At 71.9% G+C, this 24,093-nt stretch carries 24 protein-coding genes; 17 read left to right on the top strand and 7 right to left on the bottom strand.

Going from position 1 to position 24,093, the window contains the following annotated elements; all coding sequences use genetic code 11:
- Positions 1–91: 91 nt before the first annotated feature.
- The 13 genes from AC07FN_RS07280 (at position 92) to AC07FN_RS07220 (ending at position 10,934) form a co-directional block, all read left to right on the top strand.
- A complete protein-coding gene (locus AC07FN_RS07280; RefSeq protein ID WP_478389996.1) occupies positions 92–913 on the top strand; it encodes a CoA transferase subunit A in 822 nt (273 codons plus the stop codon).
- Positions 910–1,680 (top strand): CoA-transferase subunit beta, encoded by a 771-nt coding sequence (locus tag AC07FN_RS07275; protein ID WP_478394809.1) that lies wholly within the window; start codon positions 910–912, stop codon positions 1,678–1,680. The genes AC07FN_RS07280 and AC07FN_RS07275 overlap by 4 nt, the downstream gene beginning before the upstream one ends.
- Before the next feature lie 69 nt (positions 1,681–1,749).
- Positions 1,750–2,502, top strand: coding sequence for a protocatechuate 3,4-dioxygenase subunit beta (pcaH, locus tag AC07FN_RS07270; protein ID WP_478394808.1), 753 nt, complete (start codon positions 1,750–1,752; stop codon positions 2,500–2,502).
- On the top strand, positions 2,502–3,074 hold the full coding sequence (pcaG, locus tag AC07FN_RS07265; RefSeq protein WP_478394807.1) for a protocatechuate 3,4-dioxygenase subunit alpha: 573 nt from the start codon (positions 2,502–2,504) through the stop codon (positions 3,072–3,074). The genes pcaH and pcaG overlap by 1 nt, the downstream gene beginning before the upstream one ends.
- Positions 3,046–4,404: a 3-carboxy-cis,cis-muconate cycloisomerase gene (gene pcaB, locus AC07FN_RS07260; RefSeq protein WP_478394806.1), complete on the top strand. Its 1,359-nt coding sequence runs from the start codon at positions 3,046–3,048 to the stop codon at positions 4,402–4,404. The genes pcaG and pcaB overlap by 29 nt, the downstream gene beginning before the upstream one ends.
- Positions 4,401–5,162 carry a 3-oxoadipate enol-lactonase gene (gene pcaD / locus AC07FN_RS07255; RefSeq protein ID WP_478394805.1) on the top strand — a complete coding sequence of 254 codons (762 nt, stop codon included), beginning with the start codon at positions 4,401–4,403 and terminating at the stop codon, positions 5,160–5,162. Before pcaB ends, pcaD begins: the two co-directional genes overlap by 4 nt.
- Positions 5,162–5,557 (top strand): 4-carboxymuconolactone decarboxylase, encoded by a 396-nt coding sequence (gene pcaC, locus AC07FN_RS07250; RefSeq protein WP_478394804.1) that lies wholly within the window; start codon positions 5,162–5,164, stop codon positions 5,555–5,557. The genes pcaD and pcaC overlap by 1 nt, the downstream gene beginning before the upstream one ends.
- A 15-nt stretch (positions 5,558–5,572) precedes the next feature.
- A complete protein-coding gene (locus AC07FN_RS07245; protein ID WP_478394803.1) occupies positions 5,573–6,373 on the top strand; it encodes an IclR family transcriptional regulator in 801 nt (266 codons plus the stop codon).
- A gap of 144 nt (positions 6,374–6,517) precedes the next feature.
- Positions 6,518–7,252 (top strand): (Fe-S)-binding protein, encoded by a 735-nt coding sequence (locus tag AC07FN_RS07240; protein ID WP_478394802.1) that lies wholly within the window; start codon positions 6,518–6,520, stop codon positions 7,250–7,252.
- A gap of 17 nt (positions 7,253–7,269) precedes the next feature.
- A complete protein-coding gene (locus AC07FN_RS07235; protein WP_478394826.1) occupies positions 7,270–8,697 on the top strand; it encodes a LutB/LldF family L-lactate oxidation iron-sulfur protein in 1,428 nt (475 codons plus the stop codon).
- Positions 8,694–9,335 (top strand): LutC/YkgG family protein, encoded by a 642-nt coding sequence (locus AC07FN_RS07230; RefSeq protein WP_478394801.1) that lies wholly within the window; start codon positions 8,694–8,696, stop codon positions 9,333–9,335. Before AC07FN_RS07235 ends, AC07FN_RS07230 begins: the two co-directional genes overlap by 4 nt.
- A gap of 81 nt (positions 9,336–9,416) precedes the next feature.
- Positions 9,417–10,595 (top strand): acyl-CoA dehydrogenase family protein, encoded by a 1,179-nt coding sequence (locus tag AC07FN_RS07225; RefSeq protein ID WP_478394800.1) that lies wholly within the window; start codon positions 9,417–9,419, stop codon positions 10,593–10,595.
- A gap of 126 nt (positions 10,596–10,721) precedes the next feature.
- Complete coding sequence (locus AC07FN_RS07220) at positions 10,722–10,934, top strand: hypothetical protein (protein ID WP_452614130.1); 213 nt, start codon at positions 10,722–10,724, stop codon at positions 10,932–10,934.
- Positions 10,935–10,987: 53 nt separating this feature from the next.
- On the opposite strand, the gene AC07FN_RS07215 is transcribed toward AC07FN_RS07220, so the two are convergent.
- Complete coding sequence (locus tag AC07FN_RS07215) at positions 10,988–11,965, bottom strand: Lrp/AsnC family transcriptional regulator (protein ID WP_478394799.1); 978 nt, start codon at positions 11,963–11,965, stop codon at positions 10,988–10,990.
- A 221-nt stretch (positions 11,966–12,186) separates the two neighbouring features.
- Here AC07FN_RS07215 and AC07FN_RS07210 point away from each other — a divergent pair, with 221 nt between their 5' ends.
- Positions 12,187–13,725, top strand: coding sequence for an AbgT family transporter (locus AC07FN_RS07210; RefSeq protein ID WP_478394798.1), 1,539 nt, complete (start codon positions 12,187–12,189; stop codon positions 13,723–13,725).
- A 42-nt stretch (positions 13,726–13,767) separates the two neighbouring features.
- Complete coding sequence (locus AC07FN_RS07205; protein WP_478394797.1) at positions 13,768–14,979, top strand: metal-dependent hydrolase family protein; 1,212 nt, start codon at positions 13,768–13,770, stop codon at positions 14,977–14,979.
- A gap of 8 nt (positions 14,980–14,987) precedes the next feature.
- Here AC07FN_RS07205 and AC07FN_RS07200 read toward each other — a convergent pair whose 3' ends face one another.
- The 3 genes from AC07FN_RS07200 to AC07FN_RS07190 are packed head-to-tail and all read right to left on the bottom strand — an operon-like array spanning position 14,988 to position 17,737.
- Positions 14,988–15,551 (bottom strand): GNAT family N-acetyltransferase, encoded by a 564-nt coding sequence (locus AC07FN_RS07200; protein ID WP_478394796.1) that lies wholly within the window; start codon positions 15,549–15,551, stop codon positions 14,988–14,990.
- A complete protein-coding gene (locus AC07FN_RS07195; RefSeq protein WP_478394795.1) occupies positions 15,541–17,019 on the bottom strand; it encodes an APC family permease in 1,479 nt (492 codons plus the stop codon). Before AC07FN_RS07195 ends, AC07FN_RS07200 begins: the two co-directional genes overlap by 11 nt.
- A gap of 19 nt (positions 17,020–17,038) precedes the next feature.
- Positions 17,039–17,737: a GPP34 family phosphoprotein gene (locus AC07FN_RS07190; protein WP_478394794.1), complete on the bottom strand. Its 699-nt coding sequence runs from the start codon at positions 17,735–17,737 to the stop codon at positions 17,039–17,041.
- 270 nt (positions 17,738–18,007) lie between these two features.
- Here AC07FN_RS07190 and AC07FN_RS07185 point away from each other — a divergent pair, with 270 nt between their 5' ends.
- Positions 18,008–19,885, top strand: coding sequence for an ABC transporter ATP-binding protein (locus AC07FN_RS07185; RefSeq protein ID WP_478394793.1), 1,878 nt, complete (start codon positions 18,008–18,010; stop codon positions 19,883–19,885).
- Between the two features lie 6 nt (positions 19,886–19,891).
- Here the strand turns inward: AC07FN_RS07185 and AC07FN_RS07180 are convergent, their stop codons facing one another.
- Together AC07FN_RS07180 and AC07FN_RS07175 are read right to left on the bottom strand one after the other, a co-directional pair.
- The gene (locus tag AC07FN_RS07180; protein WP_452614125.1) at positions 19,892–20,383 is read right to left on the bottom strand and encodes a MarR family winged helix-turn-helix transcriptional regulator; all 492 of its coding nucleotides are present in this window, start codon (positions 20,381–20,383) and stop codon (positions 19,892–19,894) included.
- Positions 20,384–20,474: 91 nt separating this feature from the next.
- The gene (locus tag AC07FN_RS07175) at positions 20,475–21,464 is read right to left on the bottom strand and encodes a PHP domain-containing protein (RefSeq protein ID WP_478394792.1); all 990 of its coding nucleotides are present in this window, start codon (positions 21,462–21,464) and stop codon (positions 20,475–20,477) included.
- 125 nt (positions 21,465–21,589) lie between these two features.
- Between AC07FN_RS07175 and AC07FN_RS07170 the strand changes: the two genes are divergently transcribed.
- Positions 21,590–22,657 carry a tartrate dehydrogenase gene (locus AC07FN_RS07170; protein WP_452614123.1) on the top strand — a complete coding sequence of 356 codons (1,068 nt, stop codon included), beginning with the start codon at positions 21,590–21,592 and terminating at the stop codon, positions 22,655–22,657.
- A gap of 65 nt (positions 22,658–22,722) precedes the next feature.
- On the opposite strand, the gene AC07FN_RS07165 is transcribed toward AC07FN_RS07170, so the two are convergent.
- Positions 22,723–24,069 carry an amidase gene (locus tag AC07FN_RS07165; protein WP_478394791.1) on the bottom strand — a complete coding sequence of 449 codons (1,347 nt, stop codon included), beginning with the start codon at positions 24,067–24,069 and terminating at the stop codon, positions 22,723–22,725.
- Positions 24,070–24,093: the final 24 nt, after the last annotated feature.

The raw sequence follows: 24,093 nt of genomic DNA, 5'->3' as shown, positions 1-24,093 counted from the left end.
CATGCCCTTCCCTTGACCTGGTTCGGCGCGCTGCCGTAGTGTTCGCAGAAAGCACAGATGTTCACTATGCGCACATCGAGGAGTGATCGGGGTGGCTCGCATCCTGCAGCTCGACGAGGCCATCGCGGAGCTGGTCCACGACGGCGACACGGTGGCCCTGGAGGGCTTCACCCACCTGATCCCGGTCGCGGCCGGGCACGAGATCATCCGGCAGCGCCGCAAGGACCTGACGCTGGTCCGGATGACGCCCGACATCGTCTACGACCAGCTGATCGGGGCCGGCTGCGCGCGGAAGCTGATCTTCTCCTGGGGCGGCAACCCCGGCGTCGGCTCGCTGCACCGCTTCCGCGACGCCATCCAGAACTCCTGGCCGGTGCCGCTGGAGATCGAGGAGCACAGCCACGCCGGCATGGCCAACCGCTACGCCGCCGGCGCCTCCGGGCTGCCCTTCGCCGTGCTGCGCGGCTACGCGGGCACCGACCTGCCGGCGCAGACCGACACCATCAAGATGATCGAGTGCCCCTTCACCGGCGAGCGGCTGGCCGCCGTCCCGGCGATCAACCCGGACGTCGGCATCATCCACGCGCAGCAGGCCGACCGGGCCGGCAACGTGCAGATGTGGGGCATCACCGGGGTGCAGAAGGAGACCGTGCTGGCCTCGAAGCGCTCCCTGGTCACCGTCGAGGAGATCGTCGACGAGCTGACCCCGCGCCCCGGCGCCGTGGTGCTGCCGCAGTGGGTGGTCACCGCCGTCGCGGAGGTGCCCGGCGGCGCCGCCCCGTCCTACGCGCAGGGCTACTACGAGCGCGACAACGCCTACTACCAGCAGTGGGACCCGATCGGACGGGACCGCGAGAAGTTCGAGAACTGGCTGGAGACCGAGGTCCTCAGCACCGAGAGGAGTGCCCGATGAGCTCCGCCGAATTCACCTCCGACGAGATGATGACCGTCGGCGCCGCACGCTCCCTGCGCGACGGCGCGGCGTGCTTCGTCGGCATCGGCCTCCCCAGCGCCGCCGCGAACCTGGCGCGCCGCACGCACGCCCCGAACCTGGTGCTGATCTACGAGTCGGGCACGCTCGGCGCCAAGCCCGACCGGCTGCCGCTGTCCATCGGCGACGGCGTGCTGGCCGACACCGCCGACTCCGTGATCGGCGTGCCGGAGATCTTCAACTACTGGCTGCAGCCCGGCCGCATCGACATCGGCTTCCTCGGCGGCGCGCAGGTGGACCGCTTCGGCAACATCAACACCACCGTGATCGGCGGTGACTACGCCAACCCGAAGGTCCGGCTGCCCGGCGCCGGTGGCGCGCCCGAGATCGCCGCGTCCTGCCGCGAGGTGCTCATCGTGATGCGGATGAGCCCGCGCAGCTTCGTGGAGAAGCTCGACTTCGTCACCTCCGTCGGCTACGGCACCGGCAAGGGCGACCGGGAGGAGCTCGGCCTGCGCGGCCGCGGCCCGGTCAAGGTGATCACCGACCTGGGCGTGCTGGAGCCGGACCCGGAGACCTGCGAGCTCACCCTCACCCAGCTCAGCCCCGGCGCGACGGTCGAGCAGGCCCGGGAAGCGGTGGGCTGGCAGCTGAAGGTCGTCGACGAGCCGACCGTGCTGCAGGCGCCGACCGAGACCGAGCTGACGGTGCTGCGGGAACTCAAGGCGACGATCGGCGGCGCGAAATGACCGACGTGCACGGCCCGGGACTGGCAGTCGTCCTGCCCGCCTGACAGCTTGGACGCAAGAGGAGCTGCGATGACCACACACGAGACCCGGTCGCCGGCCGGGCTGATCCTGCCGGAGTACGGCAGGGACGACCAGTCCCATCCGGCGCTGAACACCCCCGAGTACCGCTCGTCCGCGCTGCGCTACCCGAAGCAGCCGCTGCAGTACCTGCCCCAGTACCTCACCGAGATCACCGGGCCGCTGCTCGGGCAGGACCGCTGCGGCGAGCGCGACCACGACCTGACCGTGCAGCACGACGGCGAGCCGCTGGGCGAACGCATCATCGTCGGCGGCCGCGTGCTGGACTCCGGCGGCAAGCCCGTGCCGAACACGCTGGTGGAGATCTGGCAGGCCAACTCCGCGGGCCGCTACCGGCACCAGGGCGACCGGCACCCGGCGCCGCTGGACCCGAACTTCTCCGGCACCGGCCGGTGCATGACCGACGCCGACGGCAACTACGAGTTCATCACCATCAAGCCCGGCGCCTACCCGTGGCGCAACCACGACAACGCGTGGCGCCCGGCGCACATCCACTTCTCGCTGTTCGGGCAGGCGTTCACCCAGCGGCTGATCACCCAGATGTACTTCCCCGGCGATCCGCTGTTCCACCAGGACCCGATCTTCAACTCGGTGCGCGATGAGCAGGCCCGGGAGCGGATGATCTCCCGCTTCGACCTCGACACGACCGTGCCGGAGTGGGCGCTGAGCTACAAGTTCGACATCGTGCTGCGCGGCCCGGAAGGCTCGGTGTTCGAGGACGAGGAAGAGGAGGACGACGACTGATGGCTGCCCCCAAGCCTCCGGCCACCACGCCGTCGCAGACGATCGGCCCGTTCTACGCCCTGCGCGGCGGCATCCTCTGGGACGGCGGGCAGGAGGTCGTCGCCGCCGAGCACCCGGGCGCGTTCGTGCTGCACGGGCGGCTCACCGACGGCAACGGCGATCCCATCCCGGACGGCGTGGTCGAGATCTGGCAGGCCGACGAGCGCGGCCGGTTCGACCACCCCGACGACCCGCGCCCGGAGTCCTCGTCGTGGCAGGGCTTCGGCCGGTGCCCGACCGACGCCGACGGCGGGTTCTGGTTCCGCACCGTGAAGCCGGGCCCGCTGCCCACGCCGGACGGCGGGACCGAGGCGCCGCACCTCGACGTCACCGTGCTGGCCCGCGGCATGCTCAACCGGGTGGTCACCCGCGTCTACTTCCCGGACGAGGAGCAGGCCAACGCGGCCGACCCGGTGCTGTCTACAGTGGACCCGGCGCGCCGCGGCACACTGGTCGCGGCGGCCGATGACCGCGGCTACCGCTTCGACATCCGGATCCAGGGCGATGGCGAAACAGTCTTCTTCGCGGTCTGACGACCTGTTCGGGCCGATGTTCGGCACGCCGGCGGCGGCCGAGCGGACCAGCGGTTCCGCCTGGTTGCAGGCGATGCTGCGCTTCGAGGCGGCGTTGGCTTCGGCGCAGGCCGAGGCCGGGGTCATCCCGGTCCCGGCCGCCGAGGAGATCGCCCGGCACTGCCGGGCCGAGCTGTTCGACGTCGGCTCGATCGCCGAGCGCGCGGTGTCGTCGGCGACGCCGGTGATCGCGCTGGTGCGGGACCTGACCGCGCTGGTGGGCGCCGAGGCGAAGCCCCACGTGCACCGCGGTGCGACCAGCCAGGACGTGATCGACACCGCCGCCATACTGGTGGCGCGGGACGTCCTGGACCTGATCATCGCGGATCTGCGCGCCGCGGCGGGTGAATGCGCGAGGCTCGCCGAACGGCACCGGCACACCATGATGATCGGCCGCTCGCTGTTGCAGCAGGCCTTGCCGACGACGTTCGGCTGCCGCTGCGCCGGCTGGCTCACCGCGCTCGGCGAAGCCATCGCCGCGCTCAGCCGCATCCGGGACGAACGGCTGGCCGTCCAGCTCGGCGGCGCCGCCGGCACGCTCGCCTCGCTCGGCGCCGACGGCGTCCGGGTCGTCGGGCTGCTCGCCGCCGAACTCCGGTTGGCCGAACCCGTCGTGCCCTGGCACACCGACCGGACCCGCGTCGCCGAACTGGCGGGGGCGCTGGGCACCGCGGCCGGGGTGCTCGGCAAGATCGCCCTGGATGTCGAGCTGCACGCGCAGACCGAGGTCGGCGAGCTCGCCGAGGGCAAGGCGGGCGGGTCCTCCGCCATGCCGCACAAGCAGAATCCGGTGTCGGCGGTGCTGATCACCGCCGCGACCCGGCGGGTGCCCGGCCTGGTGGCGACCCTGCTGTCGGCGATGCCGCAGGAGTACGAGCGCGCCGCCGGGGCGTGGCAGTCCGAGTGGGAGCCGCTGACCGAACTGCTGCGCCTGGTCGCCGCGGCGGCCGCGCAGGCCCGGCGGCTGCTGGCGGAACTGCGCGTGCACCCCGAGAAGATGGCCGCCAACCTCGCCCTCACCGGTGGCCTGGTGATGGCCGAAAGCGCGGCCGGGGTGCTGATGGCCGGCCTCGGCCGCACCGAGGCGCAGGACCTCGTCGCCCGGCTGTGCCGCCGCGCGGTGCAGGAGGGCACGACGCTGCGCGCGGAACTGCTGGCCGATCCGCAGGTGCGGGCGGTGCTTTCGGACGCCGAGGTCGTCGCCGCCACCGAACCGGCCGACTACCTCGGCTCCGCCCCCGCCTTCATCGACCGCGCCCTGGCCGCACACGCCGAATTGGAGAACCCGTGAACGTGAACTACGAGCTGACCGGACCCGACGGCGCGCCGGTCGTCGTGCTGTCCAACTCGCTGGGCACCGACCTGACGCTGTGGGACGAGCAGGTTCCCGCGCTGGCGCAGGAATTCCAGGTGCTGCGCTACGACCAGCGCGGCCACGGCGGCACCGCAGGCAAGCCCGGGCCGTACACGCTCAAGCAGCTCGGCGGCGACGTGCTCGCGCTGCTGGACACCCTCGGCATCCGCCGGGCCCACTTCGCCGGGGTTTCGCTGGGCGGCATGACCGGCATGTGGCTGGCCGAGCACGCGCCGGAGCGCATCGACCGGCTCGCGCTGATCTGCACCTCCGCCGACCTGGGCCCCGCGTCGATGTGGCGGGACCGTGCGGCGCTGGTGCGGGAGAAGGGCACGCAGGCGATGGTCGAGCCGTCGCTGCCGAGGTGGTTCACCCCGGCCCTGGCCGAGCGGGCGGACATCGTCGAGAAGTTCGGCGGCATGCTCGCCGCGGCCGACGACGAGGGCTACGCGGGCTGCTGCGAGGCGATCGCCGGCATGGACCTGCTGCCGAAGCTGGGCGAGATCACCGCTCCGACGCTGGTGATCGCGGGCGCCGAGGACGCGGCCACTCCCCCGGCCCACGCGGAGCAGATCGCCGCGGCCGTCGCGGGCGCCCGTCTGGAGGTGCTTTCCCCGGCGGCGCACCTCGGCAACGCCGAACAGCCCGAGGCCGTCAACCGGCTGCTGCTGGACCACTTCACGAGGAGCCTGTGATGCCCGACCGCCTCGACGACGAAACCCGGCGCGACCAGGGGATGCAGGTGCGCCGGCAGGTCCTCGGCGACGAGCACGTGGACCGCGCGAACACCAAGATCACCCCGTTCACCGAGGGCTTCCAGGACTTCATCACCCGCTACGCGTGGGGCGAGCTGTGGAGCGGCGACGGCGTCGACCGGAAGACCCGCAGCATGCTGACGCTGGCGATCCTGGCGGCGGTGGGCTGCGAGGACGAGTTCGCGATGCACGTGAAGGCCGCCCGCCGCAACGGCGTCCCGCCGGAGCACATCCGCGAGGTGCTCATGCACGTCGCGATCTACGCCGGGGTGCCCCGCGCGAACAGCGCCTTCGCGATCGCCAATACGATCCTCGGCGACGAGCAGTCCGACTGAAGCAGGAGAAACGCCATGGAACCCGTGTCCGACACGAGCGGCGGTTACGTCCAGTCGCTGGCGCGCGGGCTCCTGGTGATCCGCGCGTTCAACGAGTCCAGCCCGGAGATGACGCTGTCGGAGGTCGCCCGCGCGACCGACCTGTCGCGCGCGGCGGCCCGCCGGTTCCTGCACACCCTGGTGCACCTCGGTTACGTGTGGACCGACGGCCGGGTCTTCGCGCTCACCCCGCGCGTGCTGGAGCTGGGCTTCGCCTACCTGTCCAGCGTGTCGCTGCCGGAGATCGCCCAGCCGCACCTGGAGCGGCTGGTGGCCGAGGTGCACGAGTCGGCGTCGGTGTCGGTGCTGGACGGCCCGGACATCGTCTACGTCGCCCGCGTCCCCACCTCGCGGATCATGACGGTGTCGATCAACATCGGCACCCGGTTCCCCGCCTACGCGACCTCGATGGGCCGGGTGCTGCTCGCCGACCTCGAGCCCGCCGACCTGGACGCCTACCTGTCCGAAGTGGACCTCGAGCCGCTGGGCCCGCACACGATCACGACCCCGGCGGCGTTCGAGGAGGAGCTGGCCCGCATCCGCGAGCAGGGCTGGGCGCTGGTGGACCAGGAGCTCGAAGCGGGCCTGCGCTCGATCGCGGCGCCGATCCGGGACCGGGCGAACAAGGTGGTGGCGGCGGTGAACATCTCCTCGCACGCCTCCCGCACCAGCCCGGAAGAAGCCCGCGAGAACCTCCTGCCGCCGCTGCAGGCGACGGCGGCCCGGATCAGCGCCGACCTCGCGGTCGCCCCGCAGTCCCGCGCGGTTTCGCGCTGACCCGATCTCGACCGGGGAGCCTGCCGACCACGAACCTGCGAGGTTGTGCGACACCGCCACCTGCGCCCTCGTCTTCCTGCAGTCCGACGTCTTGTCGTGGATGCTTCCACGGTGAACGGACGCGAATCGAGTGGAGTGATAGGTATGAGGGTGGCGTTGTTCGCTACCTGCCTCGGGGACGCGGTGTTCCCGGCGGCACCCAAAGCCACGGTGGAGGTCCTGGAGCGGCTCGGCTGCGAGGTCGAGTTCCCGGCCGCGCAGACCTGCTGCGGGCAGATGCACACCAACACCGGCTACCGCAAGCAGGCGGTCTCCTCCGTGCGGACCTTCGTGGACGCCTTCGCCGACTACGACGTCGTGGTCGCCCCGTCCGGGTCGTGCGTGGCGTCCGTTCGCCACCAGCACGCGATGGTCGCCGAGGGCGACAAGCGGCTCAGCCGCGCCGTCGCACGCATCGCTCCGCAGGTCCACGAGCTGTCGGAGTTCCTCGTCGACGTGCTCGGCGTGACCGACGTCGGGGCGTACTTCCCGCACCGGGTGACCTACCACCCCACCTGCCACTCCGCCCGGCTGCTGCGGGTCGGTGACAAGCCGCTGCGGCTGCTGCGCGCGGTCCGGTCGCTGGAGCTCGCCGAGCTCCCCGCCGCCGAGCAGTGCTGCGGGTTCGGCGGCACCTTCGCGCTGAAGAACCCGGACGTGTCGGTGGCGATGGGTGCGGACAAGGCGCGCCACGTCCGCGAGACCGATGCGGAGGTGCTCTGCGCCGGGGACTCCTCGTGCCTGATGCACATCGGCGGGCTGCTGTCCCGGCAGCGCTCCGGGATCCGGGTGATGCACCTGGCCGAGATCCTGGCCTCGACGGAAGGGATCGACCGGTGACCGGCACCTACCTGGGCATGCCGGCGTTCCCGCAGGCCGCGAAGCGGGAGCTGGCCAACTCGCAGCTGCGGCACAACCTGGCGAACGCGACCTCGACGATCCGGGACAAGCGCGCCGGCGTCGTCGGCGAGCTCGACGACTGGGCGCAGCTGCGCGAGGCCGGCGCGGCCATCAAGGCGCACACGCTGTCCAACCTGGACAACTACCTGGAGCAGTTCGAGGCGGCGGTGACCGCGACGGGCGGCACCGTGCACTGGGCGCGCGACGCCGCCGAGGCCAACCGGATCGTCGTGGACCTGGTGCGGGCCACCGGCGAGCGGGAGGTGGTCAAGGTCAAGTCGATGGCCACCCAGGAGATCGAGCTCAACGAAGCCCTCGAGGCCGCCGGGATCGACGCCTGGGAGACCGACCTCGCCGAGTTGATCGTCCAACTCGGACACGACACCCCGAGCCACATCCTGGTGCCCGCGATCCACCGCAACCGCGCCGAGATCCGCGAGATCTTCCAGCGCGAGATGGGCAAGGTCGGCGCGCCCGCGCCCGCGGACCTCACCGACGAGCCCGCCCGGCTGGCCGAGGCCGCGCGGCGGCACCTGCGGGAGAAGTTCCTGCGCGCCAAGGTCGCCGTCTCCGGCGCGAACTTCGCGGTGGCCGAGACGGGCACGCTGGTGGTCGTGGAGTCCGAGGGCAACGGCCGGATGTGCCTGACCCTTCCGGAGACCCTGATCAGCGTGGTCGGCATCGAGAAGCTGGTGCCGCGCTGGCAGGACCTGGAGGTGTTCCTGCAGCTGCTGCCGCGCTCCAGCACCGGCGAGCGGATGAACCCCTACACCTCGACCTGGACCGGCGTCACCGCCGGGGACGGGCCGCAGTCGTTCCACGTGGTGCTGCTGGACAACGGCCGCACCAACGCGCTCGCCGACGAGGTCGGCCGCCAGGCGCTGCGCTGCATCCGCTGCTCGGCCTGCCTGAACGTGTGCCCGGTGTACGAGCGCACCGGCGGCCACGCCTACGGCTCGGTGTACCCGGGCCCGATCGGCGCGGTGCTGATGCCGCAGCTGCGCGGGACGGCGTCCGAAGTGGACAAGTCGCTGCCGTACGCGTCCTCGTTGTGCGGCGCCTGCTACGACGTCTGCCCGGTCGCGATCAACATCCCCGACCTGCTGGTGCACCTGCGCGCCCGGGTCGTCGAGGAGCACGGCTGGCGGTCCAAGCCGATGGACGCCCTGATGGGCCTGGCGTCCTGGGTGTTCGGCGACTCGAAGCGGCTGGCCGCGGCCGAGAAGGTGGCGGCGCTGAGCCGCCGGGTCATCGGCCGCAAGGGCACCATCGGCCGGTTGCCCCCGCCGCTGTCCCGCTGGACCGATGCGCGGGACGCGCCGGCCCCGGCCGAGGAATCCTTCCGCTCCTGGTGGGAGCGCAACCGAGGAGGCGAATCGCGATGAGTGCGGGGATTTCGGCGCGCGAGGCGATCCTGGGCCGGGTGCGCTCGGCGCTGGTGCAGACCGAGCGGGTTCCGGCGTCGAGCATTCCGCGCGACTACCGCACCGAACGCCCGGCGGCGGATCTGGTGGGCCTGTTCCGCGAGCGGGTCGCGGACTACCGGGCGACGGTGGAGCGGGTAGAGCCGGCCGGGCTGCCCGCCGCGATCGTGGCCGCCGCGCGCGCCGCAGGTGCCCGCCGAGTACTCGCCCCAACTGGGGTACCACAACAGTGGTATGACGCGCTGAGCTCGGAGTTCGGGCGAGTGGACGACGGATCGGACATCGACACGACGAGACTGGAGCGCATCGACGCCGTGATCACCACGGCCGTGGTGGGCATCGCCGAGACGGGCACCATCGTGCTCGATCACGGCCCCGGTCAGGGGCGCCGGGCGGTGACGCTGGTGCCGGACGTGCACATCTGCGTCGTCGGGGAATCGCAGGTCGTGGACGACGTCCCGGCCGCGCTGCGCCGGCTGGACCCGACCCGGCCGATGACGTTCATTAGCGGCCCGTCCGCCACCAGCGACATCGAGCTCAACCGGGTCGAGGGCGTGCACGGCCCCCGGACCCTCCACGTCCTGGTCACCCCGGGCTGAGATCGCCTCCTGGACCGGCCGCACGACCGGGTGACGGCCGGTGCACACTGATCGTCGATCAGTGTGATTTGGAGGTCGACCATGGGGACCGGTGCGCGGGCGGATCTCGTCGAGCGGGCGGCGGCGCTCCGGCCGCTGCTGGAACAGCATCGGTCCGAAGGCGAACAGGAACGGCGGCTCGCGGACGAGTCGATCGCCGCACTCGACGAGGCGGGCCTGTTCCGCGCGTGGGTGCCTCGCCGGTTCGGCGGCCTGGAAACCGACCTTCGCACCATCATGGACGCCACCGCCGAGGTCACCCGGGGCGATGCCGCCGCGGGCTGGCTGGTGCTGATCCTCGGCTGCGGTGACTGGCTGACCGGTCTCTTCCCCGACCAGGCGCAGGAAGAGGTGTTCGGCGCCGACCCGGACACCAAGGTGTGCCAGGTGCTCACGCCGAAGGCGTCCGCCGAGCGCGTCGACGGGGGCTGGCAGGTCAGCGGCAGCTGGGCGCCGGCCTCCGGCTGCCTGCACTCCGGCTGGGCCATGCTCGGCATGTCGTTGCCCGCGCACGGCGACGAGCCGGCGGATGCCGCGTTCGGGCTGGTCCCGATGAGCGACCTGCGCGTCAAGGACACCTGGTTCACCCTCGGCATGCGCGGCACCGGCAGCAACCTGCTGATCGGCGAGAACGTGTTCGTCCCCGACCACCGGCTGCTGCGCCGGGGTCCGGCGACGCGGGGCGTGTTCACGCGCCGCCGCAACGATTCCCCGCGCTACCGCACCGCCGTGGTCCCGACGCTGGCGACGTTCCTGATCGCCCCGCTGCTGGGCATGGCCGAGGAGGCGCTGGAGCACGTGCTGTCGCAGGCCGGCCGCAAGGGCATCGCGTTCACCAGCTACCAGCGGCAGCGCGATTCGACCGCGTTCCAGCTGGCCGTGGCGGAGGCGTCGACGAAGATCGACGTCGCCCGGCTGATCGCGGACCGGTCGGCGGCGGTGGTCGACGGCCACGCGCTGTCCGGGACCCACCCGGGCTATCTGGAGCGCGCCCGGCTGCGGCAGCATTCCAGCCACGCGATCCAGCAGTGCCGCGAAGCCGTCGACGGGCTCGTCTCCGCCTACGGCGCGTCGGCGCTGTCCGAATCGGACCCGCTGCACGCGATCTTGCGCGACGTCCAGACCGCCGCCCGGCACGCGCTCGCACACCCGGCAAGCAACGCGGAGCTGTTCGGCCGCGCGCTACTCGACGTCGAGCCCAACATCACCGAGATGATCTGACGGCTGCCCTCCGGCCACACGATCCAGTGACAGCAGGAACCGTGTTCCGGGCATCCTGGTCGAAGCGGTGTCGTCGCCGATGAGGCGCCGGTCACGGCATTGCTGGTCCGAAGAAGGGAGCTTCGCGTGGCAGAGATCCGGGTCCGGCTGCGCGGTGGGCCGGAGGACGGCCACGAGGTCGCCGTTTCCGCTGACGTGTCGGGCAAACCGGTACCGCGCATCACGTTCCCCGCGCGGGCCCGCAACTCCCAGGCCGTGCCGCCGCTGCTGATCTACGAGCGCGGCAGGAGGCGACCGGACGGCATCTGGGAATTCGACTACGTCGGCGCGGAGACCTGACGCGCGGCGGTCTCCGCGGGAATCGACACTCCGGTTTCCGCCGAAATCACCGACTACGCCAGCCGGACCCCCTCGCGGGGCAGCCAGTAGCGGGTCAGCACCCGGAGGACGACGGCCACCTCGACGGACTTGATGCCCTCCAGCGCGGCCAGGTCGCCGGTGAGCAGGCCCGCGAGGTCGTCCTCGTCGCGGAACGCCCCGTGGTAGATCATCGAGGCCGTTCCGGCCACTGTGGACACGAAGCGCGCCGTGGGGTGGCGGCCCAGTTCGGCGGCGATGCCGGTGATCGAGCGCAGCTCGGTGGTCAGCGAGATCACCGCCTCCAGCGGGTAGCCGAGCACCGCCGGTTCGATCTCGACGCGCGGGAGCACGAGGCCGCGCTCCAGCAGGGACTGGGCGATGCGGTAGGCGGTGGACTGGCTCAGGTCGAGGCGGCGCGCGATGTCGGCCGCGCTGGCCCGGCCGTCCTCCTGCAGCGCCCGCGCCACCCGCCGCTCGTCCTCGCCGAGCTCCGCCTGGACGTCCTGCCGGACGGCCGGGTTCTCCGCGCGCAGCCGGGTTTCCTGCTCGGGCGTGAGCCGGTCCAGCTGCCAGGTCGCCGCCGAGGCGTAGGAGCGCAGCGCGATCTCGGTGTGGCTGGCGGCGACGCCGGGAATGCCGCCGACGCGCTCGGTGATCAGGTCCGCGTTGGCGGCGCGGTCGGCCGGTTGCAGGATGCAGTAGACGTCGGATCGCCCCGAGGTGATCGCCGCGAACTGCGTTTCCGGCAGTGCCGCGACCTCGCGGGCCACCTGCCCGGCCGCGCCGGGCAGCGCGGAGATCCACAGGTGCTGCGGGTGCGCGGGCTGCACCGACCAGTTCAGCTGGCTGATCACCTTCAGCAGCCGCGCCTCGACCAGCCGGGTCAGCCGCCGGCTGACGGTGCTGGCCGCCATGTCCAGGACATCGGCCAGCAGCCGCACACCGGCGCGCGGCGCGCGTTGCAGTGCCGCGACCAGGTCGAGGTCGGCGGTGTCCAGGGGCTCGGCCATACCGGTGATCGTACGGCGCGGTGCTCCCGCTCCCGGGACGTGCGGCGGTCGCGGCACGACGACCTCCCGTCGGACGAATCATCCCCACCCAAGGAACTACGACGAATGAATACATCGATCATACGCCGAGTGTTGACTGATTGTTCCATCGACACGTAGCGTTCCGGCCATCCTCGCCGGCGGCCGATCGCGCTCCGGCCCTCGCCCCAGGAGGTCGCAGCGTGCGTGGCACCGCCCGAACACCCAGCCGGTCCACCGGCGTGCTGGTCCGCTTCCTCTCGGGGATCGAACGCGCCGGCAACGTGCTGCCGCACCCGTTCTGGCTGTTCGGCATCCTCAGCGCGGTGCTGGCGGCGCTGAGCTGGGGACTGCACGTGCTCGGCGTCACCGCGATCTCCCCCGCCGACGGCAAGACCGTCGCGGTCCGCAGCCTGCTCTCCATCGACGGCGTCCGCACCGCGGTCTCCGGCGTGGTGGAGAACTTCGTGACGTTCCCACCGCTGGGCACCGCGCTGGTCACCATGATCGGCGTCGCGGTCGCCGACAAGGCGGGCCTGCTGACCACGATGCTGCGGGCCGCGGTGATCCGGGTGCCCCGGCGCTGGGTGACCTTCGCGCTGGCGTTCACCGGCATGATCGCGCACGTCGCCTCCGACGCCGCCTACATCGTGCTGATCCCGTTGGGCGCCATCGTCTTCCGCGCGGTCGGGCGCAGCCCCGTGCTGGGCATCGTGGTCGCGCTGGTGGCCATCTCGGCGGGCACCGACGCCAGCCCGCTGATCACGCCGACCGACGTCATCCTGTCCGGGCTGACCACCGCGGCCGCCGGGACGCTGGACCCGGCGTACGTCGTCAGCCCGGTGGCGAACTACTTCTTCTCCGCTGTCTCCTCGGTGCTGCTGTCCGCCGTGATCACCCTGGTGGTCGAGGGATTCCTGGCCAGGCGGGTGGAAACCGGCGAGGACGACGCCGATGTCGAGCACGACGCCACAGCCCTCGAACTCACCCCTCAGCAGCGCCGCGGCCTGCGCAACGCGGGCATCGCCGCGCTGGTCTACGTCGCGGCGCTGGTGGTCGCGACGCTCCCGACCGGCTCGCCGCTGCGCGGGGCGGACGGTTCGCTACTGGATTCGCCGCTGCTGTCGGGCATCGCGATCGTGCTGTCGCTGCTGTTCATGATCACCGGTGCCGCCTACGGCATCGCGGTCGGCGAGATCCGCCGCAGCCGGGACGTGCCAGACCTGATGACGCAGGGCCTGCGCGACATCGCGCCGATCCTGATGCTGTTCTTCGCCGTCTCGCAGTTCCTGGCCTACTTCAAGTGGACCAAGATCGGTGAGGTCACCGCGATCCACGGCGCGGCGCTGCTGAAGTCCCTCGGCGCGCACAGCCTGCTGATCTTCGTCGGCATCCTGGCGCTGGTCAGCCTGATCAACCTGGTGGTCACCAGCGGTTCGGCGCAGTGGGCGCTGGTCGCGCCGGTGTTCGTGCCGATGCTGATGCTGCTGGACATCCCGCCGGAGACGACCCAGGCGCTGTACCGCATCGCCGACTCCTGCACGAACGTGATCACCCCGATGAGCCCGTACTTCGTGATGGCGCTCGGATTCATCCAGCGCTACCGGCGGAACGCGGGCATCGGCACCCTCGCGTCGATGACCATCCCGCTGGCGTTCTCGATGCTCGTGGTCTGGACCCTGCTGTTCTTCGCCTGGTGGGCGCTGGGGATTCCGCTCGGCCCCGGCGCCCCCGTCCGCTAGGACGCTTCCCGCTGTCTCCGATCAAATGCCGAAAGGACTCTCGTGACCTCCCTGGTACTGCGCAACGCCCGGCTGCTGGACGTCGAAACCGGTGACTACCGGGAAGCCGACCTGGTCTGCGCCGATGGGCTGATCGCCGAGTCCGGTGGCCGCGCCACCGGCCCGGCCGGTGCGGCCGAGATCGACCTGCGCGGCGGGTACGTGCTGCCCGGGCTGATCGACGCCCACGTGCACGTCGCGGGCATCACCGCCGACACCACGGCGTTGCGCGGCTGGTCGCCGAGCTACATCGCGGCCGGGGCGGTGCGCAACATGGGCGCGATGCTGGACCGCGGGTTCACCACCGTCCGCGACGTCGGCGGCGCGGACTACGGGTTCGCCGCCGCGCAGGCCGACGGGCTGATCCGCGGGCCGCGGCTGATCTTCGGCGGGAAGGCGCTGAGCCAGACCGGCGGGCACGGCGACAAGCGCACCGCCGGGGTCCGCGTCTACGACGACCACCCGTTCTGCGGCGGCTCCAGCCGCATCGCCGACGGCGTCGACGGGGTGCGGCTGGCCGCGCGGGACGAGCTGCGCCGCGGCGCGCACCACATCAAGGTGATGGCCTCCGGCGGGGTCGCCTCCCCCACCGACCACATCGACTCGACGCAGTACTCCATGGACGAGCTGTGCGCGATCGTCGACGAGGCGAACGCGGCCGGCCGCTACGTGACCGTGCACGCCTACCCGCCGGCTGCGATCAACCGCGCGCTGGAGGCCGGGGTGCGGTGCGTCGAGCACGGGAACCTGCTGGACGACGAGGGAGTCCGGCTGCTCGTCGGCAACGGCGCCTTCCTGGTTCCGACGCTGGTGACGTACTGGGCGCTGCAACGGGAAGGCATGGACCACGGCCTGCCGAAGGGCAGTTGGGAGAAGGTCGCGCAGGTGCTCGAAGGCGGGCTCGGCGCGCTGGATCGCGCGGTGCGCGGTGGCGTGAACATCGCCTTCGGCACCGACCTGCTCGGCGGCATGCAGCCCTACCAGAGCGAGGAGTTCCGCATCCGCGCCGAGGTGCAGCGGCCGCTGGACATCATCCGCTCCGCGACGACGGTGGCCGCCGACCTGGTGCGGATGCCCGGACGGATCGGCACCCTCTCCCCCGGCGCCCACGCCGACCTGATCGTCCTGGACACCGATCCGCTGGCGGACATCGCGGCCCTGACCAAGCCGCTGCGCATGGTCGTCCAGGCGGGCGAGATCGTCCACCAGCCCTGATCAGGGCGTCAGCTCGCGGGGCGCCACATCGGGTAGAGGCTGGGGCCGCCGGGGAGGACGATCGGGTCGCCGTGGTCCTGGAAGCCCAGGCGCAGGTAGAGGTTCCGGCTCCGGGCGCTGCTGGCCTCCAGGTACGACGGCATCCCCTCCGCGTCCCACCGGCGGAGGGCGCCGCGGAGCTCCCGGCCACCGACGCCGGTGCCCTGCACCGCCGGGTCGACGCCGATCAGGGCCAGGTACTCGTGGGGGTCGCGCGGGTGCCGTTCCGCGCTCAGGGCGCCGAACTCCCGGAACCGGTGCGCCCGGTCCCCGGCCAGGTCGAGCAGGCGCTGGGAGCCCGCGTCGTCGAGCATGCTCGGCGGCCCGGTGCGCGCCGCGAGCCAGACCTGCACCGCGAGGCCGTCCGCGCCGCTGATCACCCGCCCGGCCGCGCCGGCCTGCGCGAGGACCATGACGAACCACTCGCGGTACACGCGGTGCCGGTGCTCCGGGTCCGGCAGCAGCCACCGGGCGAACGCGTCGTCGGCGAAGGCCCGCAGCAGCGTGCGCACCCGGACGTCCTCAGTGGACATCAGCGGGCTCCGCGTCGGACTGGACGGTGGTGGCGCGGGCACCCATCCCGATCCGCGCGTAAGCCTCCGGTCGGAACCGCTTCAGCGCCGCGCCCCAGCCCGCGCCGAGCGCCAGCACGACCACGAAGCCCAGCGGCAGCGCCCACGCGGCCGGATCGCCGTCGGGCACGCCGAGCACGGTGCCGAACGACGTCACCGTCAGGACCAGCACCACCGCGAGCACCGCGGCAGCCAGCGCCGGCGCGATCGCGGTCCGCCACCGGCCGTGCCCGTGGTCTCGTTCGCGGATGAAGTAGCCGACGACGGCGATCGACGTCAGCAGCACCAGCGTCAGGACGCCGAGCGCGCCCACCGAGGCACCCCAGAAGAACAGGTAGGTGATCGGGTCCACCCCGGTGACCGCCACCAGCGCCACCACGACGGCCACGATCACGGTGGTGGTCAGCGAGCCCGCCGCCGGGGCCGAGGTGCGGGAACTGGTCGTCCCCCACCAGCGCAGGCCGACGCCTTCCCGGCCCAGCGCGAAGAAGTACCGGGCGCAGACGTGGTGGAACGACAGCGTCGCGGCGAACAGGCTCGTCACGTACAGCGCCGAGCCGATGGTCACCAGCACGCCCGGCAGCCGCTGCCCGGCGAGCACGAAGAGCAGTTCCGTGGAATGGGTCTCGGCCTGCGAGACGATGGCGTCCGGCCCGGTGGCGACCGTCATCGCCCAGGTCGACAGCGAGTAGAGGCCGCCGATGACGACCAGCGAGATGTAGGTCGCGTAGATCACCGTGCGCTGGTTCTTCGCCTCCTCGGCGAGCACCGTGGAGTTCTCGAACCCGATGAAACCGGTGAAGGCGATCACCAGGATCACCCCGGCCGCGCTGGTCATCAGCTGGGCCGGGTTGAGGGTGTCCAGCACGACGCCGGCGTCCGACGGCGCGGACACGAACGCCGCGTCGTAGACCAGGATGATCGCCACCTCGGCGAGCAGCAGCACGCCCAGCACCCGCCCGTTGACGTCGATGCGCAGCACTCCGAGCACCGCGATCAGTGCCAGGCCGGCGGCCGAGAGCACCCACCACGACACCTCGCCGCCGCTGATCTGCCGCACGAAGGCGGCCGCGCCGACGCCGAAACCGCCGAGCAGGCTGGCCAGGATCATCAGGTAGGAGACGAGCGCGAGGCCGCCGGCCGCGGTGCCGGCCACCCGGCCGAGTCCCTTGGCCACGTAGGCGTAGAACGCGCCAGCGTTCTCCACGTGCTGCGACATCGTGACGTAGCCGATCGCGAACAGCCCGAGGATCAGCGCGATCACCAGGTAGCCCAGCGGGATCCCGGTCACCCCGGACACCGCGAACCCGCTGACCGCACCGCCGCCGACCACCGTTTCCGGGGCCGCTGCGGCGACGGTGAAGAACACGATCGACGTCACGCCCAGCCGGGCGCGGGCCAGGGCTGCGGAGACTTTGGACGGTGGCAACGCTCGCTCCTCTGTGCTCTCAGTGCCTCGGGATGATCGCGGACTGGCCACGGGCGGCGCCCACCTCGCTGACCAGGGTCCGCAGCGGGCCCGGGATTCGCGGCTCCCAGGACTCCATCCGGTACTCGCCCTGCCTGGTGACGTGCTTGGCGAGCCGGATCTGGCGCAGCACGCCGGTTTCCCGCAGCAGCAGCGCCAGGGTGATCTCGGCGAGCCGGGCGGGTATGGTGATCATGCCGCTGCCGCTGGCCGTTTCGGCGCCGGTGAACAGCGTTTCCAGGTCCACCTCCGGGTTGCGCACGCTGTCGTCGGCGGGCCTCCAGGCGGCGGCCGACCCGCCGCGCCAGCCGCCGGACACCGGCACCTCCCGGAGCACGTCGGTGATGGTCAGCCGGGCTCGCACCTTCTCGGTGGCGGTCTGGCTCAGGTACTCCAGCCACGTCCGCACGTCGTGGCCGGTCTCCTCGCGGATCTCCCGCAGGATCGCCCAGGACAGGAAGTCCGGGCAGCGGCCCTTGCCGCTGGGCCGGACGCTGGGCGTCACCGAGACCTCTTCTTCCAGGATCAGCTCGGCCAGCAGCCCGCCGGCGCAGCCGAGCGCCACCAGCGAGCCGTCGACCCTGGGCGAAAGGCGCTGTTCCCCGGTGTGCGCGGCCAGGAAGAACCGGTCCGCCACGCGCAGCGGGATGCGCGCGGGCTCCTGCCCGGAAACCGTCAACGCCCACCCCCGACCGAAGTGCCGATCAACACGCGGTCGCTCCCGTCCTACGCAGCGGCCTACCAGTCAATCCCCCGAGTTCGGACCGTGTCCGAGCCAGCGCACAGAGTAACGTACGTGAAGCATTGTTCAAGATAGCCGTCCAGCACGGCGCCGACCGACGCGCCCGCGCGGGAATCGGCGCTCGTCCCGCGGCGTTGACTTCGACTTAACTCGAAGTTTCAGGATGGTGCTCGACCGCGTTGGACCGCTTGAAGAGGGACTGCGAACATGACGGTGACATGGGAGACGATGCGCTCCTTCGCCAGTGACGAATCCGTGACCCGGCAACGCCTCTCGCCCGGGCTGGCCCGGCGCATCTTCCGCTACGCCCTGCCCTACACCCGGGACATCATGCCCTTCCTGGCGCTGGTGGCGTTCGCCGCGGTGCTCGGCATCGTCAACCCGCTGCTGTTCAAGGCGATCATCGACGACGGGATCGTGCCGCGGAACATGGGCGTGATCGTCTGGTTGGCGGTGGCCGTCGCCGGCGTCGCGCTCCTGGAGGCCGCGACGTCGCTGCTGCAGCGCTGGTACTCCGCGCGGCTCGGAGAGGGGCTGATCTACGACCTGCGCTCGGAAGTCTTCGACCACGTGCAGCGGATGCCGGTGGCGTTCTTCGTGCGGGCGCAGACCGGGGCGCTGGTCAGCCGGCTCAACAACGACGTCATCGGCGCGCAACGAGCCCTGACCAGCACGCTGTCGTCGGTGGTGTCCAACGTGCTGAGCCTGGTGCTGGTGCTGGCCACCATGTTCACCCTGTCCTGGCAGATCACCCTGATCGCGCTGGCGATGCTGCCGCTGTTCCTGCTGCCGGTGCGGTGGATCGGGCGGCGGCTGCAGCGGGTCACCCGGGAGCAGATGAAGGTGGACGCCGAGATGAGCTCGCTGATGACCGAGCGCTTCGGCGTCGCCGGGGCGATGCTGGCCAAGCTCTACGGCCGCGCCGACGAGGAGTCCGAGCGGTTCTCGCGGCGGGCGGCGCGGGTGCGCGACATGGGCGTGGTGTCGGCGATGTACAGCCGGGTGTTCTTCGTCGCGCTGACGCTGCTGGCGTCGCTGGCCACCGCGGTGGTCTACGGGCTCGGCGGCGGGCTGGTGCTCACCGGGGCCTTCGAACTGGGCACCCTGGTGGCGCTGGCAACGCTGCTCAGCCGCCTGTACGGGCCGCTGACCGCGCTGTCCAACGTGCACGTCGACGTGATGACCGCGCTGGTCAGCTTCGACCGCGTCTTCGAGGTGCTGGACCTGCGACCGATGATCCAGGAGAAGCCGGACGCGAAGCCGCTGCCCGCCGGGGCGGCCGACGTCGAGTTCGACGCGGTGTCGTTCCGCTACCCGGCGTCCAGCGAGGTTTCGCTGGCGTCGCTGGAATCGGTGGCGCGGCAGGACAACGCGCCCGCGCACGACGTGCTGCACGACATCTCGTTCCGCGCCGCGCCGGGCCAGACGATCGCGCTGGTCGGCCACTCCGGCGCGGGCAAGACGACCATCACCAACCTGGCCGGGCGGCTCTACGACGCGGATTCCGGGGCGGTGCGCATCGGCGGCGTGGACGTCCGCGACGCGACGCTGGCCTCGCTGTACTCGACGGTCGGCGTGGTCACCCAGGACTCGCACCTGTTCCACGACTCGATCCGCGCCAACCTCACCTTCGCCCGCCCCGACGCGACCGACGAGGAGCTGACCGAGGCCCTGCGGACGGCGCAGCTCGGGCACCTCGTCGCGTCGCTGCCGGACGGGCTGGACACGGTGGTCGGCGACCGCGGCTACCGGCTCTCCGGTGGCGAGAAGCAGCGGCTGGCGATCGCCCGGCTGCTGCTGAAGGCGCCGCCGATCGTCGTGCTGGACGAGGCGACCGCGCACCTGGACTCGGAATCCGAGGCGGCGGTGCAGCAGGCGCTGAAGACCGCGCTGTCCGGGCGAACGGCGCTGGTCATCGCGCACCGGCTGGCCACGATCCGGGAAGCGGACCGGATCCTGGTGGTCTCCGGCGGGCGCATCGCGGAGCAGGGCACGCACGCCGAGTTGCTGGCCCGCGGCGGCCTGTACACCGAGCTCTACCGCACCCAGTTCGCCCAGCAGGACGACACCGACGAGGCGGCGTGAGGTTCTTCAGTCCCGCTGCGGCGGCGCGGTGGTGAGGTTCCCCTCGGGGTCCAGGTGCGCGAGCATGGCGGCGCAGAGCTCGTCGAGCTGGCGCACCTGGGCGTCGGAGAGGCCGTCGAACATCAGGTCGCGGACCTTCTCCACATGTCCGGGGGCCGAGGCGACGAGCTTCTCGTAGCCGGCTTCGGTGAGCTCCGCGACGTTGCCTCGCCCGTCGGAGCACGCGCGCTGCCGCCGCACCCAGCCCTGCTGCTCCAGGCGGGCGACCACGTGCGACACCCGGGACGGCGAGGCGTTGGACCGGGCCGCGAGCTCGCTCATCCGCAGAGCGCGGTCCGGGTGCTCGCTGAGCATCGCCAGCACCCAGTAGCCGAAGTGGGTCAGGCCGGCGTCCCGTTGCAGCTGGTTGTCCAGCGCGGCCGGGACGACGGTCATCAGGGCGGCGAACTTCCGCCAGGCGCACTGCTGGGTGTCGGTCAGCCATCGGGTTTCGGTCACCCGATCAGCATACCCGGACAATATTTGAACATTCAAATACCATATGTGATCAGCGACGGAGCGATCCGGCGACGGCCGTGGTGCGCTCAGCTCACCGCCGGGCCAGCAGGTCCTCGGCCGGGAGCGCGTTGATCACGCGGTCGGCGGGCACCTCGCACTCCTCGGCCCGTGCGCATCCGTAGGCCAGCCAGTCCAGCTGGCCCGGGGCGTGCGCGTCGGAGTCGATGCTGAACGCGCAGCCGATGTCGCGGGCGAGCCGGATCAGCTCGCGCGGCGGGTCCAGCCGGTCCGGCCGGGAGTTGATCTCGACCGCGACGCCGTTGTCCCGGCACGCCTCGAACACCGCCAGCGCGTCGAAAGTGGACTGCGGCCTCTTCTTGCCGCCGATCAGCCGCCCGGTGCAGTGGCCGAGCACGTCCACGTGCGGGTTGGCCACCGCCGCGCACATCCGCCGCGTCATGTCCGGCGCGGCCATCCGCAGGTCGGAGTGCACGCTGGCCACCACGACGTCCAGCTCGGCGAGCAGGTCCTCGTCCTGGTCCAGCGCGCCGGCCGACAGGATGTCGACCTCGATGCCGGTGAGGATGCGGAACGGCGCGAGGCGCTCGTTCAGCCCGGCGACCACCTCCAGCTGCTCGCGCAGCCGGTCGGCGGACAGGCCGCGGGCCACGGTCAGCCGGGGCGAGTGGTCGGTGAGCACCATCCACTCGTGGCCGAGCTCCCGGGCGGTGATGGCCATCTCGGCGATCGGGCTGCCGCCATCGGACCAGTCGGAATGGGTGTGGCAGTCGCCGCGCAGCGCCGCGCGCAGCCGCTGCCCGTGCTCCGGAACGTCCACTTCGGACCGCAGGCGCGCCAGGTAGTCCGGGGTCTCGCCGCGGTGCGCAGCCTCGATGACGGCGGCGGTGGTCTTGCCGATGCCCTCCAGGGCGGTCAGCCGCCCGGACGCCACCCGCTGGTCCAGGTCCGGGAGGTCGTCCACGACCGCGGCGGCGCGCCGGAACGCCCGCACCCGGTAGGTCGGCGCGCCCTCGCGCTCCAGCCAGAACGCGATTTCGCGCAATGCCCGTGTCGCATCCACGCCGTCCTTGGTAGCCGTTGCCGGGCCGGAGCGCCACCGGCGATTCGCCCCGGGGTCTTGGCCGCGGGCGGGCCGCGGCGTTAGATGGCGACCGGAACGGTTCTCCGAGAAGCGCGAGGTGCAGATTGCAGCAGTACGAAGTGGCGGTCCTGCCCGGTGACGGGATCGGCAACGAGGTCATGCCGGAAGCGTTGCGGGTGCTCGAGGTGATCGGCGCGAAGTACGGGGTGCGGTTCGACTTCCGGCACTTCGACTGGAGCTGCGAGACCTACCGCAGCACCGGCCGCATGATGCCCGCCGACGGGCTGGACCGGCTGCGCGACCACGACTCGATCCTGCTCGGCGCGGTCGGCTGGCCCGGCGTGCCCGACCACATCTCGCTGTGGGGGCTGCTGCTGCCGATCCGCCGCGAGTTCGACCAGTACGTCAACCTGCGCCCGGTGCGGCTGCTGCCGGGCGTGACGCCGCCGGTGCGCGACAAGGAGCCCGGCGACATCGACTTCTGGGTGGTCCGGGAGAACACCGAGGGCGAGTACTCCCAGCTCGGCGGGCGGCAGGGCGAGGGCACCCCGAACGAGATGGTGCTGCAGACCGCCGCGTTCACCAGGCGCGGCACCGACCGAATCATGCGCTACGCCTTCGAACTGGCCCGCAAGCTCGGCAAGCCGCACGTCACCTCGGCGACGAAGTCCAACGGCATCTACTACTCGATGCCGTACTGGGACGAGCGGTTCGCGGCCATCTCCGCCGAGTACCCGGACATCACCGTCGACCAGGACCACATCGACATCCTGTGCGCGCGGTTCGTGATGACGCCGGAGCGCTTCGACGTGGTGGTCGCCAGCAACCTCTTCGGCGACATCCTCTCCGACCTCGGGCCCGGCGTGACCGGCACGATCGGGGTCGCACCGTCGGGGAACATCAACCCGGAGCGCGACTACCCGTCGACGTTCGAGCCGGTGCACGGCTCGGCGCCGGACATCGCGGGCCGGGGCATCGCCAACCCGATCGGCCAGATCTGGTCCGCGGCGATGATGCTGGACCACCTCGGCCTGCCGGAGGCCGGGGCCGACGTGGTCCGCGCGATCGAGCAGGTCCTGACCGACGCGTCGGCGCCGCGCACCCCGGACCTCGGCGGCAAGGCCACCACCGAGGACCTCGGCAAGGCCGTCGCGACCGCCGTGCAGGGCTGACCGGCCGGCGCCGGTTTCGCGAGAGATCGACGGTCAGCCGGTCCTCGCGAAACCGCGCCTGGCGGTCATCGTGCGGCGTCGGTGATCCGGGCCGCGATGGCCAGCAAGAGGTCTTCGCGCCCGGGCCGGCAGGCCAGCTGGACGCCGACCGGGAGGTCGCCGATGGTGCCGGCCGGGACCGACACCGCCGGGATGCCCGCCACGTTCCACGTCTTGGTCAGCGACACCAGGGCGCCGCGGACCGTCGCGGCGGCGCCGTCGATGTCGATCTCGCGCTGACCGATGGCGGGCGCGACCACGCAGGTCGTCGGCAGCGCCAGCAGGTCGACGTGGGTGAGCAGGCCGTCGATCTCGGCGCGCCACCGGTCGCGGGCCGCGACCGCCCGCACGTGCTGCCAGCCGGCGGTCTTCGCGGCTTCTTCCAGCCGTTCCAGGACGTCCGGCGTGAACAGCTGCGGGTTCTGCGCCACCCGTTCGGCGTGGATCGCGTACGCCTCGCTGTACTGGATGCCCGCGAAGGCCTTGTGCAGGACGGCCGGATCGCTCAGCTCGACGTCGCGCACCTCCAGGCCGTCGAGGTCCAGGGCGGCGCGGGCGGTCCGCGCGACGACCGGATCGGTCGGGTGCAGCGTGCCCGGGTCGATCCAGCCGATGCTCGCGGTCTCCCCCGCTTCGCGGCTGACGGTGTTGCGCAGCCCGGCCAGCACCCGGTAGCCGGTCCGGCAGTCCTGCGGGGTCCTGGCCAGCACGCCGACGTGGTCCAGCGACTGCGACAGCGGGAACACGCCGTCGGTCGGGATCGCGTTGAACGCCGGTTTGAAACCCACCACCCCGCACATCGCCGCCGGGATGCGCACCGAGCCGCCGGTGTCGGTGCCCAGCGCCAGCGGCACCATCCCGGCCGCGACCGCGGCCCCGCTGCCGCCGCTGGACCCGCCCGTGACCCGGCTCGGGTCGTGCGGGTTGCGGGACGGCCCCTGGTGCGAGCTGTCACCGCTGGCCCCGAACGCGAACTCGTGCGTCGTGGTCTTGCCGACCAGCACCGCGCCGCCGTCGCGCAGCCGCTGCACGCACTCGGCGTCCGATGTGGACACGTTCGCCGCGAAGTGCGCCGATCCCATGGTCGCGGGCAGGCCGGCGACGTCGATGATGTCCTTCACCGCCACCGGGATCCCGTGCAGCGGCCCCCGGTCGACGCCTTCGGCCAGCTCGGCGTCGGCCTTCTCGGCGGCCTTCAGCGCGCCGTCGCGGTCGACGGTCACGAAGGCGTTGAGCTCGCCGTCGAGCTCTCCGATGGACGCCAAGGCGGCACGGGCCAGTTCGACCGCGGTCACCTCGCCGCCGCGCAGTGCTTCGGCGAGCCCGCCGATCGTGCGGTCGGCGAAGAAGCCCGCTGGGCGTTGCTGGGTCAACGCGGCTGCACCCCTCTTCCCGGC

Source organism: Saccharopolyspora sp. NPDC045941 (genome assembly GCF_056431445.1).
The sequence above is the reverse complement of the archived record's forward strand: the minus strand, read 5'-3'. Positions and strand labels throughout refer to the sequence as shown.